The 18,498-nt window shown below is 47.0% G+C and carries 17 protein-coding genes, 1 riboswitch and 1 other annotated feature; of the genes, 1 reads left to right on the forward strand and 16 read right to left on the reverse strand.

Going from position 1 to position 18,498, the window contains the following annotated elements; all coding sequences use genetic code 11:
• Positions 1-12 precede the first annotated feature (12 nt).
• The 11 genes from nhaC to KB559_RS21500 form a co-directional block, all read right to left on the reverse strand.
• Entirely contained in the window at positions 13-1,503 is a 1,491-nt protein-coding gene (gene nhaC, locus KB559_RS21450; protein WP_211024949.1) for a Na+/H+ antiporter NhaC, read from the reverse strand.
• Between the two features lie 33 nt (positions 1,504-1,536).
• Entirely contained in the window at positions 1,537-2,715 is a 1,179-nt protein-coding gene (locus KB559_RS21455) for a MalY/PatB family protein (protein WP_211024951.1), read from the reverse strand.
• Between the two features lie 35 nt (positions 2,716-2,750).
• A complete protein-coding gene (locus tag KB559_RS21460) occupies positions 2,751-3,428 on the reverse strand; it encodes a helix-turn-helix transcriptional regulator (RefSeq protein WP_211024953.1) in 678 nt (225 codons plus the stop codon).
• Between the two features lie 245 nt (positions 3,429-3,673).
• Entirely contained in the window at positions 3,674-5,350 is a 1,677-nt protein-coding gene (locus KB559_RS21465) for a 2-isopropylmalate synthase (protein WP_211024955.1), read from the reverse strand.
• Positions 5,351-5,414: 64 nt separating this feature from the next.
• Positions 5,415-5,680: a binding site (T-box leader), on the reverse strand.
• Positions 5,681-5,970: 290 nt separating this feature from the next.
• Positions 5,971-6,690, reverse strand: coding sequence for a Crp/Fnr family transcriptional regulator (locus tag KB559_RS21470; protein ID WP_211024957.1), 720 nt, complete (start codon positions 6,688-6,690; stop codon positions 5,971-5,973).
• Positions 6,691-6,912: 222 nt separating this feature from the next.
• Positions 6,913-7,080 carry a rubredoxin gene (gene rd, locus KB559_RS21475; RefSeq protein ID WP_211025080.1) on the reverse strand — a complete coding sequence of 56 codons (168 nt, stop codon included), beginning with the start codon at positions 7,078-7,080 and terminating at the stop codon, positions 6,913-6,915.
• Between the two features lie 32 nt (positions 7,081-7,112).
• Positions 7,113-8,345 (reverse strand): NAD(P)/FAD-dependent oxidoreductase, encoded by a 1,233-nt coding sequence (locus KB559_RS21480; RefSeq protein WP_211024960.1) that lies wholly within the window; start codon positions 8,343-8,345, stop codon positions 7,113-7,115.
• Between the two features lie 16 nt (positions 8,346-8,361).
• Positions 8,362-9,594: an FprA family A-type flavoprotein gene (locus KB559_RS21485; RefSeq protein WP_211024962.1), complete on the reverse strand. Its 1,233-nt coding sequence runs from the start codon at positions 9,592-9,594 to the stop codon at positions 8,362-8,364.
• 190 nt (positions 9,595-9,784) lie between these two features.
• Complete coding sequence (locus KB559_RS21490; RefSeq protein ID WP_211024964.1) at positions 9,785-11,164, reverse strand: amino acid permease; 1,380 nt, start codon at positions 11,162-11,164, stop codon at positions 9,785-9,787.
• Between the two features lie 144 nt (positions 11,165-11,308).
• Positions 11,309-11,389: riboswitch (glycine riboswitch) on the reverse strand.
• Between the two features lie 144 nt (positions 11,390-11,533).
• Complete coding sequence (locus KB559_RS21495) at positions 11,534-12,031, reverse strand: DinB family protein (protein WP_211024966.1); 498 nt, start codon at positions 12,029-12,031, stop codon at positions 11,534-11,536.
• A gap of 82 nt (positions 12,032-12,113) precedes the next feature.
• The gene (locus KB559_RS21500; RefSeq protein WP_211024968.1) at positions 12,114-12,668 is read right to left on the reverse strand and encodes a TetR/AcrR family transcriptional regulator; all 555 of its coding nucleotides are present in this window, start codon (positions 12,666-12,668) and stop codon (positions 12,114-12,116) included.
• Here KB559_RS21500 and KB559_RS21505 point away from each other — a divergent pair.
• Positions 12,596-14,290, forward strand: coding sequence for a DHA2 family efflux MFS transporter permease subunit (locus KB559_RS21505; RefSeq protein WP_481856475.1), 1,695 nt, complete (start codon positions 12,596-12,598; stop codon positions 14,288-14,290). The genes KB559_RS21500 and KB559_RS21505 overlap by 73 nt on opposite strands.
• Positions 14,291-14,342: 52 nt before the next feature.
• Here the strand turns inward: KB559_RS21505 and KB559_RS21510 are convergent, their stop codons facing one another.
• From KB559_RS21510 to KB559_RS21530, 5 genes are all read right to left on the reverse strand, one after another.
• Entirely contained in the window at positions 14,343-14,708 is a 366-nt protein-coding gene (locus tag KB559_RS21510) for a GntR family transcriptional regulator (protein WP_211024972.1), read from the reverse strand.
• 1 nt (position 14,709) lies between these two features.
• Positions 14,710-15,366, reverse strand: a complete 657-nt coding sequence (locus KB559_RS21515; RefSeq protein WP_211024974.1) for an ABC-2 transporter permease — start codon at positions 15,364-15,366, stop codon at positions 14,710-14,712.
• Positions 15,359-16,213 (reverse strand): ABC transporter ATP-binding protein, encoded by an 855-nt coding sequence (locus tag KB559_RS21520; protein ID WP_211024977.1) that lies wholly within the window; start codon positions 16,211-16,213, stop codon positions 15,359-15,361. Before KB559_RS21520 ends, KB559_RS21515 begins: the two co-directional genes overlap by 8 nt.
• 167 nt (positions 16,214-16,380) lie before the next feature.
• Positions 16,381-17,313, reverse strand: a complete 933-nt coding sequence (locus KB559_RS21525; protein WP_211024978.1) for an alpha/beta hydrolase fold domain-containing protein — start codon at positions 17,311-17,313, stop codon at positions 16,381-16,383.
• A 179-nt stretch (positions 17,314-17,492) separates the two neighbouring features.
• A complete protein-coding gene (locus KB559_RS21530) occupies positions 17,493-18,458 on the reverse strand; it encodes a carbohydrate kinase family protein (RefSeq protein WP_211024980.1) in 966 nt (321 codons plus the stop codon).
• Positions 18,459-18,498: the final 40 nt, after the last annotated feature.

Here is an 18,498-nt window from a genome sequence, read left to right on the forward strand (position 1 = left end):
ACGCCATTTTATTTATTTTTCACTTGCCAAAACGGTTTCTCCACTGTACTCCTTCAACATTTCCCGCTGCTGGTCCGGGGTGAGCTTGGTAATCCCAAAGCCGGTAAATCCCCAAATGATTGCAAAGATGATGCCTGTCCAGCATAGCACAGCCCATGGCAAGTAGGACAGCGTGGCTACACCCAGCGTGCCGGCCATATAAGCACCCGCAGCCGTCCATGGCAGAATAGGTTCAATGATTGTCGCCGAATCTTCGACTGTCCGTCCCAGATTCTTCGGATGCAATCCCCGCCGGATATAAGCCTCCCGCAGCATTTCGCCCGGCATTAGAATCGATACCTGACCGTTGCTGGTAACCCCGATCATCGTAAGGCCGGTAGCAATCGTTGCAAGAATAAGGGAGCCCGTGGAGCGCACATGCTTGAGGATCTTGTTTACAATCAATTCAAGCGATTTCGTAAGCGAAATCGTACCGGCGAACGTAATAGCACTGAAACAGATCAACAAGGTGCCCATCATGGAGTTCATACCCCCGCGGTTCAGAAGTCTCGGAATATCCGGGATCACCGCTGCAGCATCAAAGCCTTGAACATGAACCATCGCAATGTCAAAACCGTTCACGACGGAGGTAACGACATCATGCAGGGTAAATCCCTGGAAGATCAGGGCATTCGCCATCGCGACCGCAGAGGAGATCAGCATGACGGGAACCGTGGGTTTCTTCCGGACCGATCCATAGAGAACGATCAGAATCGGAAGCACTAACAACAGATTCCAATGGAATACCGTGCTTAACGTATTCATAATTTCAGTAACCTTTTCAGGAATAGCCGTTCCCGCGCCGTGCGTATTCAAACCGGTGACTACAAATACCACACTGGCCACAATGAAGGAAGGAACCGTAGTGTAAAGCAAATGGCCGATATGCTCATAGAGATTAACTCCGGTAGCCAGCGCCGCCAAATTGGTCGTATCCGACAGAGGCGACAACTTGTCCCCAAAATAAGCTCCGGCAACCACCGCACCGGCCACAGCCGCAAGGTTGGCATCCAGTCCGGCACCTACGCCCATAAAAGCGATCCCGATGGTCCCGGCCGATCCCCAAGAGGTTCCGGTACACAGGGATACCACCGATGTTACAAGAAACGCAGTTATGAGCAAAAACTGAGGATTAATGATTTTAAGTCCATAGAATATCATCATTGGAATCGTGCCTCCGACCATCCAGGCACCGATCATAAACCCGACGGTGATCAAAATCAGAATGGCCGGCATCGTCTTGCCTATTTTTTGAGCAATCGAGCCCATGATATCGTCGTAGCTGTACCCCAATTTAATGGCGATGATCCCGGCTACGATGGTGGATGCAATAATGAGCGGCTCCGGCGGCAACTCAAATAATACATAACCCAATGAGAGCAGTAAAACCATGGTGATGATCGGTACTAAAGCCAAGAACAGAGTAGGCTGCTTAATGACTTTCTCTTTAATCGGCTTGGCCATGATAAGTTCCCCCTTATGATGTAAAAGAATAATTTATTGGTTATGACGTAACGGGTAATGTCTCGACATCCGTTCATACGCTTCCTTAAGAAGAGCCCGGGGCGCTCCGGCATTGAGACGGATATACCCCTCTCCGACCTCCCCGAACGAGGTGCCGAAGCTGACGCTTACCCGGCTTTTTTGCTGGATCCACTCCACTAAATCGCTTTCATTTGTGCTGCATGCCGAGCAATCTACCCACAGCAGATAAGTACCCTCCGGCTTAATAATCTTTAGCTCCGGCATATGCTCCGCAAAATATTTCTCGGTATAAGCGATATTGTCCGCAATATAGGAGCGAAGCTCGTCCAGCCAATCATCGCATTGCGTGTAGGCCGTTTCCAGCGCCGGTACCGCAAAAAAGGTGGGATTATGAATGCCGGCCTGTTTAAGCCCGAGCTGAAATTTTTCTCTTAACTGCTGATTCGGTATGACGATATTGGCGATCTCCAAGCTAGCCAGGTTAAACGTTTTGCCCGGCGAGGTGCAAATAATAGAGCGGTTCGCCACCTCTTCAGACAACTTGGCAATCACCGTATGCTCATGCCCTTCGTGGATAAAATCGGCATGAATATCGTCTGAGACAATCAATGCATCATAACGGCAACATAAGTCGGCCATGCGCTGCAGCTCATTCTCGGTCCATACCCGGCCTGTCGGATTATGGGGCGAGATAAGAAGAACCATCTTCACGCCTTCCTTCATCTGACGCTCCATGTCTTCGAAGTCGATCTCATATCGGCCGTGGATGAGCCGGAGGGGGCTCTCCGCCAATTGTCTTCCATTCAGCTTGACGGCATTGGCGATCGGCTGATATGCCGGCGTATGAATCAAGATCCGCTCACCCTTCTCTGTGAACCGGTCGATAAGAATAGAGACCGCCTGAATGATCCGGGGACTGAACACGATCCATTCCGCGGGGACCTGCCAGTCATAAGCCTTGTCCAGCCAATGACGAACGCTTTCATAATAAGGTGAATAGAGATCCGTATACCCGTATATCCCGTGCCGGGCCGCTTCCGCCACTCTATCAACTACCGCAGGCGGAGCTTGCAGATCCATATCCGCCACGGAGAGAACCAGCATGTCGTCTCCCAACTGCTGAGTGGTTCCGTCCCATTTTGCGCTATTCGTTCCCAGTCTGGAAATGACCTCGTCAAAGTTGTATTTCATGATGTCACCATCCTTAATATGTTGCCACGTAATTGTTATTTAAGCTTCTGTAAGTAACGATATACCGTCGGCTCCGAAATGGATAAGGCAGCCGCAGCCTCGGAAACGCCGCCCTTCAATAAGAAGACGCCAAGATCATTGAGCTCACGAACAATGTCGATCTTCTCCTGGGACGATAGCCGATCCGGCGGTATGGCCAGCTTGCCGATCACCGAACCGATCATATGCTGCAGCAAGTCGTCGGGATTACCTTGGAGGTATTCGGCTGACGGCTTTTCTTGCTGGTGCGGGGGAGCTTCCGGTGAGGCCAGGAAGGACGGCGAGCCGCCCTGTAAAATATGCTGCACCCATTCAGCCGCTACCTCCATGTGAGTTACGTCTATGTTCAAACACATGAGTCCGACCAACTCTTGATCGTCATTTTTGATGAAATAAGTAGAGGATCTGAAGTTCTGTCCAAATTTCCCGGTAGCCTTATAGTTGGCAATAAACGGTTCTTCCCGGTAAGCTTCGGTTTTTAGGATTTTCAATACCAGGTCGGTAGATCCGTCGCCTACTTTCCGACCGCTGATGAATCCGTTTTCAATGAAAATAATCGATCTCTCCGGATCGCTGATATCATGCACCACTACCTCACATTTGGGCCCGACAATCGCGGCGATAAAAGAAGCAACCGGAAAAAACTTCTCCAGATAATAGCGGTTGTTGTTCATTTAATGTTTACACTCTCCTTTCCGAATAACCTTTATCTCTTTTATCGATATAATAATTTATTATCTTGATAAAAATATATTACAACGAGGATGAAACGTTTTCAAGAGTTAATTTTTTGAAAAAAATTCTTTTTTTAAAGTTAGTTACTATGGGGAAATTACAATAAAACAAAAAAGGCGGGGCCTTTGCTTTTATAAGCAAAGCCCCGCCCTTTATGAAATCCTGCAACCGTGCCCTATAGAGATTAATGGTTCCCGTTAATACTCCGGCTCATTTGATTTACCGCACTGAATAAAGCTTTGATCGACGAGGTCATAATATCCACATCTATGCCGCAGCCCCAGTATACCTGGCCATTCGAAGCTTTAATGCCGATGTAAGAGACCGCTTGCGACTTAGAACCGATTTCCAAAGCATGTTCCGTATAAACCAGGTCGCTATATTCCAATCCCAGATAGGTTTGCAGGGCATTGCTGACCGAATCCAGTCTTCCGTTCCCTGCACCTTTAATCTCCTTATCCCCGTCGCCCGTCCGTACAACAACGACTGTCTCAAAGTCTTCATCGCCGTTGATACGATATTTAACCAACTCGATAGGCGCTTTAAGATTTACATATTCCTTTAAGAAAATGTCGTAAATTTCATTCGGCATCAGCTCTTTTTGCTGGTGGTCCGATACGTTCTTAACGCAATATCCGAAGTGCTCGCGCATCTTCTGAGGAAGATCTAGCCCATACTTCTGCTGCAGCACGTAACCGATTCCGCCTTTGCCGGACTGGCTGTTGATCCGGATAATATCTCCCTCGTATTGTCTGCCGATATCCTTCGGATCGATCAACAGATAAGGAACCGACCAATACTGCGGATTCTTTTCTTCGCGCCATTTCATGCCCTTGGCAATCGCATCCTGATGCGAACCGGAGAACGCCGTAAATACGAGCTCGCCGCCGTAAGGATGTCTTTCGCTCACTCTCATCTTGGTCAATCGTTCATAAACGGCAAGAATTTCAGGAAGCGTTTCGAAATTCAGCCTCGGATCAACCCCGTGCGAGTACATGTTCAGAGCCAGCGTCACAATGTCTACGTTTCCTGTACGCTCCCCGTTTCCGAACAGGGTGCCCTCCACGCGCTGAGCTCCAGCCAGCATCGCCAACTCGGCGTCCGCTACCCCCGTTCCACGGTCATTATGCGGATGAACCGACAAAATGACATGTTCCCGATAATTCAAGCGTTCGCCTACATACTCAATCTGGCTGGCGTAAACGTGCGGCATCGACATGGATACCGTTGCGGGCAGGTTAATGATCACCGGATTTTCCGCAGTCGGCTGCCATTCGTCGAGAACTCGATTACAGATCTCCAGAGCAAACTCAATCTCCGTACCCGTGAAGCTTTCCGGCGAATACTGGAATTGGAAGTTCCCCTCCGTTTCCAATGCACATTCCTTCAACAGCTTGGCGCCGCTCACGGCGATGTCGATGATTTCCTCTTTCGATTTGCGGAAGACTTGTTCCCGCTGCGCCAAGGAAGTCGAGTTATACAAATGCACGACGGCCTTTTTCGCGCCCTTCAGCGACTCGAACGTTTTGCGGATAATATGCTCCCTCGATTGGGTAAGCACTTGAATCGTTACATCGTCCGGGATCAGATCCTGCTCGATCAAAGTACGCAAGAAGGTGAATTCCGTTTCCGATGCTGCGGGGAACCCGACTTCGATTTCCTTGAACCCGATCTCCAGCAGCATTTTGAAGTATTCCAGCTTTTCCTCCAAATTCATCGGAACGATCAATGCCTGATTTCCATCGCGCAGGTCAACGCTGCACCAAATCGGGGCTTCCGTAATATATTCTTTGGTAGTCCATTTCAAGCTCGTTACCGGCGGTGCAAAGTATCCTCTAGCGTATTTTTCAACGTTTTTCATGGGTATCCAACCTTCCGTCATTTTTTGATTTAACACAAAAAAGCCTTCCATCTCCATTACAGATAACAGAGACGAAAGACTGTGACATCTTACGCGGTACCACTCCGAATTCACGCCATACACGGCATGCACTCTACGGATACGGTTTCCCGATGAACCGGTCAACTCATATCCTCCTGAAGATAACGGTCAGGACTCCGGCTCCGCCTACTTCACTGGTTCAGCGGGCAACTCCAAGGTGAGTTCAGTAATTCCTCGCGGCTGTTTCACACCAACCAACAGCTCTCTGATCGCTTAGAAAAGCTTACTATTCCTTTTCAACGTATTAGATATTATTGTCATGCTATAACGTCTAAGCCGCTTTGTCAATTGCCTTTTGTAATTTTTTATATATAAGATGAACTACTGAAATTGATGGTAGGGCAAGTACGTAAAATGATCCTGCGATCGCTGTTGTTTCCAGATTTCTTGATTTTGTAGGATCAAATAAGGTAGAAATCCGGAAACAAAGGCGACCACAGCTTATGCTTTCGATGCAGCTTTCTTTCAGAAAGCTTTTAGTTTCTTCGGATTCATTTTACTCCCTTGCCTGCATCATATTCCTTTGTCCATCTTATCTATTACTGAATATATTCGAGCAAAGCTTCTTGGTTCTTAACAAGCAGTTGTTTATTGCCCAGCAAGGATATGAACCCTAATTTCTCGAATTTGCTGAACTTTCGGCTAATCGTCTCCCGAGTAACCCCGACATAACTAGCTACTTCCTCACGCGACAACGGTAACTCAATCAGAACTCCCTCGCTGCGCTTACTGCCGAACTTTCGGCAAAACTCCAGAATCGTATAAGCCACGCGAACTTCCGAATTTTTCGTTGCGAGATTTTGCGCCAGGTTCTCGGTATGAGCCAGTCTTTGGGTCACAGCCGTTAATAGCTTAAGTGAAATTTCGGGGTTATCCGCCATGATCCGGTCCATAGATTCTTTGGTCAACAAGCATATTTCCGTATCTTCAATCGCATAGACACTGAAGTTATGGGTTTCATCCGGGTTAAATAAATGCAGCTCCCCGAAAAATTCCCCGCTAGTCAGCAGGTATAGTATTTGCTCCTTGCCATCCAGCGTAAATTTCGACACCTTAACTTGCCCATAGTTGACGATAAATAATTTATCCGAGTTCTCACCTTCATTTAAAAGCATCTGCCCTTTACTATACCGGATATGTCTGGTCATTTGAGCAATCTTCATGATCTCCTCATCGGACAAAGCTTGAAAGATCGGAACCTTCTTGGGACAAGGCACTTTTCGCCCTTTTGGATCATGGTTACAGGAATGTTCTTTCATAAGTGCATCCACCACCCTAATTCAAATAGTTTACGTTCTATATCTATCTTCATGGTATTTGATGATAATGAGTATCAATGAGAACAGTATACTCTAGGAATTGGGGTAGGCTTGTGCTCTCAAGCACAAACTACGCAGAAGCACCTCCCGGAATTGTTGTCCTACAATTCGATGGGAGGTGTCTGCGTTAAGGGGAATGTGCCCTATCCGGATAGATCCTTCCTATTCTTCGGGAACTTCTTCGAATTTATCTTGGTCTTCCCCGCATACAGGGCAGACCCAATCTTCGGGCAAATCCTCAAACGCAGTGCCCGGCTCAACATCCTCATCCGGATCTCCTACAGCAGGATCATAGATGTATCCGCAGGGGATACAGATGTACTTTTTCATCGATTCCATGTTGATCGTCTCCTTTATATTCGTTACGCAGTTATTGGTGTTGCAAGCCGTTCTTTGATAGCGGTCATAACCTCTTGAATCGACAACGCCTCCAGGTCCAGCCCAGCCAAGGATACTCGGCTCTCAATCGCTGTTTTATACGGCGCAGCCGCAATGACACTTTCAAATGAGATGACACCCACGATAGCTTGATTCGCAATAAACAATCTCGTATATTTTCCGGCAGCATCTTCTTCAACCAAGGTGGTATCACATTGCGACTCATCGACAAGCCCCATAGAGAATAAGGCAAGATCAAAGGCGTTAAATACCGTCATAGGAATCGTCTTCCGATAGACTTCCGTTCCTTGGGAGGCCATATTCTTGCCCGCTACTTTCCCTTGATCCATCGCACGGTCCCATAGACCTTCTACCGCGCCGTTCCACTCGGCAACATCTCCTGCCGCATATACATCAGGAACATTCGTCTCCATATAGTCATTGACGATAATCCCCTGCCGGGTAGTCACGGGCGTGTCCGCCACAAGGTCCAAGTTCGGAATGACGCCGATGGAGTAGATCACACTGTCACAAGGTATGGTTGCATCGTTGACTTGAATCCCTGCTACAGCTTCTTCCCCTGTAACCTGCTGAACTGCAGCCTGCAACCGGACATCAACTCCTGCTGCCTCAATCTTCTGTTGTAGCATGCAGCTTGCTTTTTCATCTAATTGTCTGGCCATCAGGCGCGGAGCGGCTTCCAGGATAGTTACTCTTTTGCCGGCCTTCACGATCGACCATGCGGTCTCCAAACCTTGAATGCCTCCGCCAATATTCACAATGCTTGATTTGTCTTCAATAAATTCCTTGAACGCCTCGGCCTCATGCAGTTCGCGGATCGTATACACCCCGCGCTTGTCAAAACCGGGAAGCGGCAGCTTTCGGTTCTTCGCACCTGTACAAATTAACAATTTATCATAGGAAATACGCTCACCTGAAGAAGTCATTAGTACATGGCTTTCTACATCGATTTGAGCAATAGCCGTGTTTGGAAGCGTCTGAATTTGTTGCTTCTGATACCACGCCTCTTTCTTGATCAGCACCTTCTCACTACGCAAATCGGCGAACAAATCCTTTGACAGCTTAATGCGGTTATAAGGCAACGAATCCTCAGATCCAAACAAGCGGATATTCCCTTCCGGATCTTGATCCCGAATGGCTTTTGCCGCGTTGACCGCAGCGACACCCGTGCCAATGATACAATAGTTCTTCGTCATAATTTCACCTCATCCCTTAGATCGCGCTTTGCAGCAAATCGGCAACAAAAGCGGCGGCGTGCTCAATTTTTTTCGACTGTTCATTTTTAGGGGAAAATCGGATCCGAACCGGAAACTCAACATGCGTCATTCCCGTTGATTTGATGACTTGGGAAGTGGTCTGTACATTCATATTCGTCTGTAAAAGATAGTCCTGGATGACCTCAATCGCTTCCCCGCTCCATCCGTAAGAACCAAATGCGGCGGCAATCTTGCCTTCTAAATTCATTTCCTTCAGATCCGTCAACAACTCTTCCAGGTTCCCGATGATATCCGCGTATTTGGTCGAGCTTCCGATCCATACGGCATCAGCGGCTTGAATGCTGGCGATGATTTCCGCTTTATCTGCTTTATCCGAATTAAATACCGTCGCCTGAATTTGGTTTTCTTCAAAGAATTGCTTGAGTTGCTCGGCTATTTTCTTTGTATTGTTCTTAATGGTTGTATAGACGATCGTTACTCGCTTGTTTTCTACGGCATTGGCGCTTAAAGTGGCATAGATGTCGATGTATTTCTGAATATCCGTGCGCAAAATATAGCCGTGCGAAGGGGCGATCATTTGAACATCCAGATCCTCCAGCGCCTGAATCAAGGTGCGCACGTATCTGCGGTGCGGGTGAATAATGGCATTATAGTAACCGATGAAATCATCCGTAATATCATAGCCGGCTTCATCTGCGAAGAGCGATTCTGTCGCGGCCACATGGGTACTAAAAATATCGCAAGGGAACAAAACCTTATCCTCGATACAATACGTTATCATCGTTTCTTCAGTATGCAGGTAAGGCGTTTCCTTGAATTTCAATGTTTTGCCGCCGATATCCAGCGTGTCGCCATCCTTTACAACCAGGAAGTTTCTCGAATGGAGCTTATACATTTCTTTCAACTCGCCAACCGCTAATTCCGTACACACAATCGTTGCGTTAGGCGCTCTGCCCGCGAGTGCTGCCAAACCGCCGGAATGATCAGGCTCCGTATGATTAATAACGATGTATTGGATGTCATTCGGATCAATAAATTCACTCAAATACTCCACAAACTCACGCCCGAATTCCATATCTACGGTATCGATAACGGTTGGTTTGGCTGTTTTGAGCAAATAAGCATTGTACGTTGTCCCTTTAGCAAGAATCAAACGGTGGAACGGCACCTCACGATCATCAATCTTTCCTACCCAGTATGTGTCCTTGGCTATCTCGATTTTGTTCATCTCTATGTCTCGCCCTCCTATTGGCTCGTTGTGTTTAACTGACTGACCCCATCCTATCCCACTTTCAAAAAATGAATCAGGATTTGAATCACAAAATGAGAAATTTATCACAGACTCATCTAACTGTTAAAAAAAGCAGGATCCCCCTTTCCAAATGGAAAAGAGTATCCTGCTTTAATCTTGCTCGTCCTTACTGCTTATGGATCATGTTCTGATCCTGACTGCTTCTTCCCTTCCTGCTTCCGATCGAATACAAGATGAACAACAGAACAAACCATAGCGGCGTAAACAATAAAGCCGGTCGTGTTTCCGCAGCGATTAGCATAATGATGAGAATTCCGGCGAACAGCGTTAAGACGGCATAGTTCACGGCCGGTGTGAATGGGGCCTTGAACTTCGATTTAGCCTGTAATTCAGGCCGGGTTTTCTTATATTTGATATGACATACGAGCACGACGCCCCACACCCAGATGAAACAAATGGCACTTATGGTCGTCACAATTCCGAATGCCTGCTCCGGAACGAGCTTGCTCAAAAGAGCCCCCGCGGAGATGACCAGCGTAGAAATGAATAGCGAATTCCCCGGCACATGATTTTTATTCAACTTTCCGAAGTGCGGCGACGCCTGCCGGTTCTTGCTCAAATTATAGAGAATCCGGCTTGTCGAGAACATCCCGCTGTTGCAGGCCGAAGCGGCCGAAGTCAATACAACAAAGTTAATAATGCCTGCGGCAAGCGGAATTCCTACCAAACTAAAGGTTTTTACAAAAGGACTTTCCGACGCCGTGAGCTGAGTCCACGGGTTGATGCACAGCAGAACGAAAAGAGCGCCAACGTAGAAGAACAAAATCCGCAGCGGTATTTTATTGATTGCCGATGGGATGTTTTTTTCCGGATTGGACGTTTCGGCTGCCGATACGCCTACCAATTCCACGCCAACATAAGCGAAGACCACCATTTGAAAGGAAAATAAAAAGCCTGTGACACCGTTCGGAAATACTCCTCCATGTTTCCAGAGGTTCGTGATCGTGACCGATCCGGCATCCGTTTTGAATCCCATAATCAGCAAAATGATCCCGATGCCGATCAAAGCGAGAATTGTGATGACCTTGATTAACGCAAACCAAAACTCCAGTTCTCCAAAGTTTTTGACGGTTAACAGATTGAGCCCCAATAAAATGATCAGGCAGATGACGGCCGGTATCCACTGCGGGATATCAAACCAATATTGCACGTATACGCCCACAGCGATAACGTCGGCCATCGCTGTCATGATCCAGCAAAACCAATAAGTCCAGCCAGTGATAAATGCGGCTCGCGGTCCGAGATAATCTTCGGCAATGTCCGTAAACGATTGATAACCCGCTTTGGATAACAGCAGTTCTCCCAGCGCTCTCATTACGAAAAATACGGCGATGCCCACGAGCAGATACGTAATCATGATGGACGGACCCGCCTGTTGAATCGCTTTGCCCGAACCCAAAAACAATCCCGTACCGATGGTGCCGCCAATGGCGATGAGTTGAACATGCCGATTGGCCAGCTCTCTCTTTAATTCCGGTTGTGCCATACCAAGTTCCCCCTTAATGTTTGCATTACTTTGGTAAAAAACAAAAAAGAGATTGGATGTCATCCAATCTCCCGGTTCATAAAGAATATGAAATAGTATCTGCCCTGCTAATAGCATTAGCCATCAGCATGACAAATAAATATTCAGTACTCTTCTGTCCTTTTGCCTGAGATTGTGAACCCTTCGGCGCCGCGGAAATCCCGCAGTCTCTCCAGAAGCTGCTCCTGCTATAGTGTGATCCATAGCAATCATAGCTTGCGAATTATGAAATTAATGAAATTTTGTTGCCGTTCTGATATTTTACCATAATACTTGCGATGTGATGATTTAATCAGTGATAAAAGTCGCTATGCCGGTGAATCACGAGCCTCAACGCGGAGGAGTAATCCCCATGAGAGCCCAACCTTCCTTCGAGGGGCCATATACAGCAGGTATCGGCAATCCCGCTTGGCGCATCAGTACTGTAACTTGACCTCGGTGATGTGCGATATGCTTGATCAATCCCATGAAGATGGTTGCGTTAGACTCTTCTCTTCCGAAGGCATTCTGGGTTTTCTTCAACGTACTATTACTCCACTGCTCTTGAAGCGCGTCCACCACATGGGAGCTAACTGTCTTAAATGTTTCCGCCATCTTCTTTGCATTTGGTACTTCATCCTGATTCGATACTTTCTCAATCGAGACTCCAAACTCCGTTAAATAGTCCGGAATATTCGTAACGAAGTGCCACGCAATCCTCCCTAACGTGCGGCCATCGGAGTACACCGGCTGCGAGAGCGATTCATCGGTCAAGACGTCCAGCACCTTCTGGGTTAATTCCGCTTCGTTCTTCCATTCGACGATAAGGTCTCCAACTGTGCTATACATCATTTCATCTCCTTATTTCGATAAATTCGAGTTTATGTTTCAAATCTATCTTAACCGCTAATAGTGACAGACCTTGTCACTGTTACAAATATCTCCTTTTGTACATCAAGGTAATCTGATCCGCGATGTATTCAGCGCTATATTCAGTATCCTCCTTAATCCACCAAATAATAATCCCCAGCAGCGATGCGGCAACAATATCGACGGAAGCCACCCTCCCCGTGGAACTTATGTTTCTTTCTCCTCTGCGTTTTTCTATGGTGCTTTTCAATAAGTTGGTCAAGTGGGTTTTGAAGCCCGGGTGTTCAACCAATACGGCAAAAATGCTCCGGTATTCATAAAAGTAATTTAAAAATGTAACCAGCTGCTGCTGTTCGTCGTTGCTTGTCACCTGTAACAACGGCTCGACTTTCATGGATAAATCATCAAAGATCTCATGTACAATCTGGCGCAGCAAGTCATTAATATCCTCATAATGCAAATAAAACGTTGCCCGGTTTAGTTCTGCACGGTTGGCAATTTTTTGGACGGTCAATTGGGAAATTTCCATATGTTCGGTCAGTAATGAAAACACGGCATTTTTCAGCATTTTTCTTGAGCGAATGGCCCTGGGGTCGATTCTTTTTTGTTCAGGCATTTCATCCCTCGATTATCGTTTATTTGTCACTTCATCAACCAATCCGCTTCTTCTGTCGATTAGTCGACATTTTCAGGAAAATTGCAAATAGGAATGATTCTAAAATATTGATAAGATATATTTTATTGACACTGTGTCGAAAAAGCAACGAGGAGAGGACAACAACAATGCAAGAAGGCATAAAGAAAATCAACAAAGGAATTTTGCTCACCATTTTAATCTTTGGCTGTTTCTTATCCACACTTAACCAGACATTATTAAATGTCGCCTTAAGTAATCTGATGGATGTATTTGATGTCACGGCAACGACCGTACAATGGATTTCTACGGGATTCATGCTGGTCAACGGAATATTGATTCCGGTTACGGCCTACTTAATGAAACGCTTCTCGACGCGTCAGTTATTTATTAGCGCCATGGCGTTCTTATTAATCGGTTCCATCATTTGTGCGGCTGCGCCAAGCTTTATGGTGCTATTGTTGGGTCGAATGATCCAAGCTGCCGGTGCGGGAATCGTCATGCCGCTCATGATGAGTGTCGTGCTGGCGATTTTCCCCGTTGAAAAAAGAGGCAGCGCTATGGGGCTGCTTGGTCTGGCCATGATTTTCGCACCTGCGATTGGTCCGACTCTCTCAGGATTTATAGTCGAGTATCACTCTTGGCGCTGGTTATTCATCGGTCTCATCCCGCTTGTCCTTATTGTCATAGCGTTAGCCTTCAAGTATTTAGTCAATGTATCCGAAACGTCTAAGTCGAAGCTTGATGTCATAAGCGTTCTTTTATCCACCGTCGGATTCGGTTTGATGTTATACGGATTCAGCAGTGCGGGCAGTAAAGGCTGGGACGATCTAATCGTCATCCTGTCCTTAAGCATCGGCATCGTCATAACCGCCCTATTCTGTATTCGGCAAGTCAAGTCCGGCGATCCACTGCTAAACCTGTCTGTCTTCAAAAATAAAGTCTTCACGGTAACCTCTATCATTAACGTATTAGTTACGATGATGATGTACGCAGACATGATCTTGCTGCCTATTTATCTGCAGAACGGCCGCGGATTCACGGCATTTGACGCAGGGCTGCTCTTATTGCCGGGTGCGCTTGTAAATGCGTTTATGTCCCCTGTCACCGGCCGATTATACGACCGTTACGGCGCGAAGCCGCTGTTCATCATTGGTTTACTGTTCATTATTCCTTCGATGTGGGCGGTGACCGACCTGTCTCAATCCACAACGTATATGTATCTAATGATTCGTACGATTACCCTGCGGATTGGATTAAGCTTCATCACGATGCCGTTGAATACGGCCGGGTTAAATGCACTTCCGAGACAACTCGGTACGCATGGTACGGCAGTGAATAATACCGTTCGCCAGATCGCCGGTGCCATTGGTACGGCTGTCGTGATTACGATTTATACAGCGCAGGCAACAAGCCATGCAGCGACAGTGATGCAGAACAACCCTTCTACCACTACTGAGCTCCTTAAATCCCTTTCGTCCATTTTTGGGGCAAGCGACGCCTATTACTTCATGATGATTCTGGCTGTTGTCGCACTCGTCATAACCCTATTTATGCCGCTGAAAAACAAGATCACGGTCGAAGAAAAAAGCCACCCCGCCTAAGGAGTGGCTTTTCTTAAATTTACGTTCATCCGTTTTCGTCTCAGACAGACTCTTAATAAATTTTCCTCAACAGGTCGACAACCTCGTCTAACGTGAGGCCAAAAGATTTGTAATAGGAGATGTCGTTTACCATTTGCTTCAAGATCATTTCGTTGCGGGTTTGCAGCATCTCTTCGGACGAGAAATCGGCTACAAAACAACCCTTTCCTGTGACGGTATTGATCAATCCGCTTCGTTCAAGTTCTTCCCAAGCCTTCTTTACGGTGATGACGCTAACGCGAAGCTCTTGGGCCGCCTGCCGAATCGGCGGTAAACAATACCCGCTTTCGAGTTCCCCCTTCAGGATTTGGGCGCTGATCTGCTCGAAAAGCTGCTGATAAATCGGTTTTTCCGATGTATTCGAAATCGATACGTTCATTTCATAAAATCTCCACTTTGAGGAATCGCTTAACCGCAATCCGATAGGCGATCATGGTCAATGCAATAAATATCACGATACCTGCAGCCAGAATTAATATTTGAAGCCCGGTGTTTTGGACACCGGAACCTGTGAATAGGTCGGATACAACCGGACTGGCAATTCCAATCCATTGAGCAATCCCGGCAAACAGCATAGCGGCCGCAATGGACACAATTCCCGCACTGCCGAATTTATACGCTGTCTTGTAGTACATAGGAATAAAGACCACGTTGAAGACGGCAAGCATAACAAAGCACAGTCCCCAAAAGCCCAAATGCGGACCGAAGAAAAAAGGAGTCAGGCTCGAATATAACTGAATATTAATCATACCAAAAATCATAGCCATAACAATATGCAATAATTCCATGATGACAATAACGAGCACTCTTGCTTTTACAATATCTTTTTTGGTGACAGGCATCAACGAGGTAAACATCAGATCATTATGTGCTTTGAATTGACCGAACACACCCGGTACCGTGATCCAGCAAAAATAAAGAATGACGATAAAGTACAACCAGCCGGGAATCAGCATTAAGGCGCCTAAAATAACAGGCAAGAGAAAAAACATGGGGTTTACCCCTAATTTCAAGTCTTTCATCACCAAGTTATACATACATAACCTCCTTTCTCGCGAAGTAAATCATGATCTCCTCGAGGCTCGGCGTAGCCGCTCTAATACCGGAGCCGGAATCAAAGTCACTGGAGCGAATCAATCCGGTAAAACCGAAGGAGTTTACTTTGTAGGAAATCATTTTATCTTTGACCTGGTTTAGCTGGCTTTCGCTGCCGTTAAGGAGGCGATAGGACTCCAACAGCTCGTTTTTCTCAGAACTGGCGACGATCTGCCCATTATCGATAAAGGTAATATAATCCGCACACTTCTCCAAATCCGAGGTGATATGAGTAGAAAATAGAATGCTGATTTCGCCATCCACAACAAGCTCCTGAAAAATATCCAACAGATCGTCTCGTGCGGCCGGATCGAGCCCGCTTGTCGGCTCATCAAGAATGAGAAGTTTCGCTCCATGCGATAAGGCTAGGGCCAGATTGTACTTGACTCTCATTCCTGCCGACAATTCGGCTATCTTCTTGTCCTCATCCAATTTGAATCTTCTCAGATATTTGTAATAAGTGTCCTGATCCCAATTCTTGTAGAACTTCTTAATGACCCCGGTCATTACTTTTAATTTGCTGCGAGTGTAGAAATCAACGCCGCCAAAGGCGAGCCCGATTTCCTGCTTCAGCTCGGTTTCATGCTCGGCGATATTCTTGCCCAGAATACGCACTTCGCCGCTATCGATGCGAATCATATTCAACATCGACTTTATGGTGGTCGTCTTTCCCGCACCATTGGCACCGATGAACCCCATAATATAGCCTTTTTCTAATTGAAACGATATATCCCTTAACTCAAAATTCGGGTATTTCTTATTTAAATTTCGAATGTCTAAAGCCAGCATACCGTACCTCCTATTAAATTGTGTATGTTGTGTATGCACAATATATCACGGAGATTAAATTTATGTCAATTGACTCAAAGCCTAATTATGGATTTTTTATTGATGGATAACGTGCAAAGAGTAAGGCTACCCGTCGCATTTCGGACAGATAGCCTTCAACTTTATTTCTATTCTTCTTCGTGTTGTAACGGGGGCTTCTTCAAGAACGGCCGATGTAAACTGGAGGATAGAAATTTCTCCGTAATATCAAGCACCTGAGGATTCCATACGCCTGTTCCGTGGTCCGCGCCTACTACCTTATAGAACAAGACCTTCTGTCCGTGCTCTTTTAGAGCTTTGTACATCTCAATGCTTTGATTCACGTGTACTACATTATCGCTATCTCCATGGATGATGAGAAACGGCGGAAGCGTTTTGTCCAAATTCTGATGCAAGGGGCTTGCCTTTTTCGCAAGGTCCAAATGATCCTTGACCCTTCCTCCAACAAACAAACCTTCCGGGGAATCGGCGGCATCATGATCCAGAATATCATTGTACCTGCCTAAGGTAAGCAAGTCTGAGACCCCGTAATAGTCGATGACTGCACTGACTTCGTCGGACTGTTCACTATATAGGCCGTTATCATATTCGCCCGCCGTTAATCCGGTCATCAAGGAAAGGTGTCCGCCTGACGAATCTCCCCATACCGCTACTCGGGCAGGGTCTAACCCATACTTCTCCGCATGCTTGCGCATAAACCGGATGGCGCATTTTACATCCTCCAAGGCTGCCGGGAAGCGTGCAATATCGGTGTCCCTAATTTCAACGCTGGCTATCACGTAACCCTTAGCGGCAATATGCGAGAGATTAGGGATGGCGGCATACAAATCCTGTTTTCTCCAAGCGGAGCCTTGCACAAAAACGACCAGGGGAAAAGTGTATCCGCTGCGGCTTGGCACAATGATCTGAAGTCTTCTTTCCAGATCGCCGTATTTAGCGTAAACCACGTCCGGATGATATGTACAAGAATAATAGGAACCCCTCTCAGCAAACTCCCCGTAAATCACCTGCGTCCCTTCGGGCATTTCATTGGCTGCAATATTCGCTGCTTTTTTATCCACTCTTAATAACCCCCTAAATATCGCGTAATCGGTCAAACTTAATTAAATTCTACTAAACTTATTGCATGCAGAGAGCCCAACATTTAAAGCTGTTATATTTGAAATTTGATATCCTGAGCAAATGAAAAAGTCCCTTGGATGGTTTCTTCTAATCCAGGGGACTTTCTAAAGCTTTTAAATTAGGTTCCCTTATAAAGTTCCAGTACCGTCTCCAGTGCAGGAAGGGCCGGAATCGCGCCTTTGCGCGTGGTCGTTAAGGCGCCGGTGATGTTCGCGAACCTCAACATATTCCGAAGCTCGTCCAGGGAAAGCTCCGTTTCGGGCTTATTTGCTTCCAGATACGCATGCAGCCATCCGCCTAGAAACGCATCGCCCGCCCCGGTCGTATCCACGGCCTTCACGGTAATCCCCTCTACAAGACAGGTGTCGCCGCCCCGGCGGCAAAAGCTGCCCTCCGCACCGAGCGTGACCAGAACTACGCTGAGGCCGTATTCTTCGGCAAGCTGCCGGCTGCCCTGTTCCAAATTTGAAGTACCCGTTAAGAATTCAAGCTCCTCTACAGAGAGCTTTACTATATCGGCAAACCGCATTCCCTCCAGAATCAGGCGTTTCGCTTCCTCTAAGCCGGGCCATAGAGCTTCCCTTAGATTCGGATCATAGGATACTTTGATGCCATGCCCTCGCGCGCACTTTAAAGCGGCCCAGGTGGCGCTTCGCGCCGGTTCATGGGTCAGCGAAAGCGAACCGAAGTGAAATACGGCGGACTGCCCGATCAACAAGTCGTCAACCTCTCTAATATCCTTTGCGCTCAGCAATTGATCCGCTCCCGGATTTCGCACGAAACTGAAGGAGCGTTCGCCATTCTCCCCCAGATGTACGAAGGCGAGGGTCGTGCTGGCTTCAGGAATCATCATCAAGCCGCTCGCATCGATGCCGTTATCGACAAGGACGCTTCTTAAATAGTGGCCGAATTCGTCCTCACCCACTTTGCCAATCAACGCCGTCTTCCTCCCGAATCGGCTCAGTGCTGCCAGGACATTGGCCGGGGCGCCGCCTGCATTTTGCTCGAACAACCTATTTCCTTGAGGGGAGCTGCCTGCCGGAGAAAAATCTATAAGGATTTCGCCGAGTGCCGTCACATCCATCCTAATCCCTCCAAACGATGATTAACCAGGATCCCAGTTC

This window comes from Paenibacillus sp. Marseille-P2973, from assembly GCF_018101095.1.
In the GTDB taxonomy this organism is placed as follows: Bacteria; Bacillota; Bacilli; order Paenibacillales; family Paenibacillaceae; genus Fontibacillus; species Fontibacillus vini.